Raw genomic sequence first — 2,189 nt, forward strand, 5'->3', positions numbered from 1 at the left:
CCAGGAACTGCGGGGCCGGCACGCCCTCCACCTGCGCCCCCGTCCGCGCGACGACCTCCGTGGCCAGCCGCTGCGCCATGCCGTGCCCGACGACGGGATCCAGCTGCCCGAGCCGCGTCAGGTACTGCCGCACCGCCAGCCACAGGTCGTCCGGGACGGCGGACAGGTCGAGCGCCGCGTAGCGCCCCATCAGCCAGGGCGGCGGGGGAGGCGTCGACGTGAGGTGCCCGTCCGGCACCCGCTCCCGCACCACCATCGTGCCCGCGAACACGTCACCGAGCCGCCTGCCACGGGTCGACACCAGGGAGGCGATGCAGGCGACCACACCGAAGGTCATCAGGATCTCGAACATCCCCAGCAGCCCCCGGACCAGCGCGTGACGGAACCCGATGGGCCCGCCGTCGTCGCGCACCACCCGCAGTCCGAGCGCCAGTTTCCCCAGCGAACGCCCGCGGGACAGCGTCTCCACCGCGATGGGCGCGCCGATCGGGATCAGCAGGAAGGTGCCGACCGACAGCGCGGCCGCCGCCGCCTCGTCCACCGACGACAGCGTGGCGAACAGCAGCATCAGCACGACGAACCAGGCGAACAGCGCGACCAGCAGGTCGAGGACCACCGCCAGCGCCCTGCTCGGGAACTGCGCCGGCCGTACCTCCAGCGCCACCGCCTCACCGGTCACCAGTTGACTCATCGCCCCGCCCCTTCCCACTGCCCCTGCCGTCCGACTGCTGTCCGACCGCCCGTACCGCGTCCCGGCCGTCGGCCGGGAAACCGTCCCGCACTGACGTCCGGGCCGTCAGTCTGCCAAGCTGTGCACCACGCCGCCGCAGGGCCGTCCGGGTCGAAGCAGCCTGACGCAGACCCGGAGCAGGCCGAGGACAGGATGAGGAGCAGCCGCACCCCATGGATCTGGACGTCTTCGTCTCCACCCATCGCGCCGAGTGGGACCGTCTGGAAGCGTTGCTGAACCGCCGGCGCCGCCTGACCGGGGCCGAGGTGGACGAACTCGTCTCCCTGTACCAACGCGCGGCGACACACCTCTCGGTCATCAGGTCCAGCGCCCCCGACCCGCGGATCACCGGCCGCCTCAGCCAACTGGTGGCCCGCGCCCGCAGCAAGGTCACCGGCACCCGGAAGGCCTCGTGGCAGGACATCGCCCGCTTCCTCGTCCAGGGCTTCCCGGCTGCGGTCTACCGGGCCCGCCGGTGGTGGGTGCCGACGGCACTGCTCTCGGTCGCCGTCGGCATCCTGCTGTCCTGGTGGATAGCGACCCACCCCGAGGTCCAGGCGGCGTTCGGCACGGACGCCGACCTGCGCGAGATGACCCGGCCCGGTGGTGAGTACGAGAACTACTACTCCAGCCACCCGGCGGCCTCCTTCGCCGCCCAGGTGTGGACGAACAACGCCCGGGCGGCCGCCATGTGCCTGATCCTCGGCGTCTTCCTCGGCCTGCCGGTGATCTGGATCCTCTTCGAGAACATGCTCAATCTCGGCGCCGGCTTCGGCCTGATGACGGACGCCGGACGCCTCGACGTCTTCCTCGGCCTCGTCCTGCCGCACGGCCTGATCGAGCTCACCGCCGTCTTCGTGGCCGCCGGCACCGGCATCCGCCTCGGCTGGACGGTCATCGACCCGGGCCCGCGCACCCGACGGGCAGCCCTGGCGGAGGAGGGACGCGCCGCACTCGGCATGGCGGTCGGCCTGGCCCTGGTGCTGTTCGTGGCCGGCGCGATCGAGGGCTTCGTGACGCCGTCCGGCCTGCCGACGTGGGCGCGCGTGGGCATCGGCGTCGTCGTCGAGCTGGCTTTCCTGGCCTACGTCTGGGTACTCGGCGGTCGCGCGGTCCGAGCGGGCGAGACGGGGGACGTCGAGGAGGCCGGCCGGAGCGCCGCGGCTCCCACGGCCGCCTGATGTGCATCGGGCAGCGTGGAGCTGCTAGTGTCCTCCTCGCCCCCGGAAGTGCCGTTGACGCGGTACGTCTGGGGAGGTAGATTTGAACAGTTGCCCGAAGCGGTGCGGAGCATCCACTGGCAGCCGGTAGGATCTACCGAGTCGCTTCCCAACCTAGAGTTCGGAGAAGCAACCCCCGATAAATCGGAATTCGAAGCCGGTAAGACCGGCTGAAAACATCTGATAAAGTCGGAACCGCCGGAAAGGAAAGCGCGAAAGCGCCGGACTGGAAAGCACCG

Annotated in this window: 2 protein-coding genes; one reads left to right on the top strand and one right to left on the bottom strand. The window is 71.0% G+C overall.

Annotated elements, in window-relative coordinates:
• A partial coding sequence (locus HW445_RS27915; protein ID WP_180223640.1) for an RDD family protein occupies positions 1–691 on the bottom strand: 691 nt, incomplete at its 3' end.
• Positions 692–903: 212 nt separating this feature from the next.
• Here HW445_RS27915 and HW445_RS27920 point away from each other — a divergent pair.
• Complete coding sequence (locus HW445_RS27920) at positions 904–1,911, top strand: stage II sporulation protein M (protein WP_180223641.1); 1,008 nt, start codon at positions 904–906, stop codon at positions 1,909–1,911.
• The last annotated feature ends 278 nt before the right edge of the window (positions 1,912–2,189 follow it).

This window comes from Streptomyces sp. UH6 (genome assembly GCF_013421635.1).
In the GTDB taxonomy this organism is placed as follows: Bacteria; Actinomycetota; Actinomycetes; order Streptomycetales; family Streptomycetaceae; genus Streptomyces; species Streptomyces abyssomicinicus.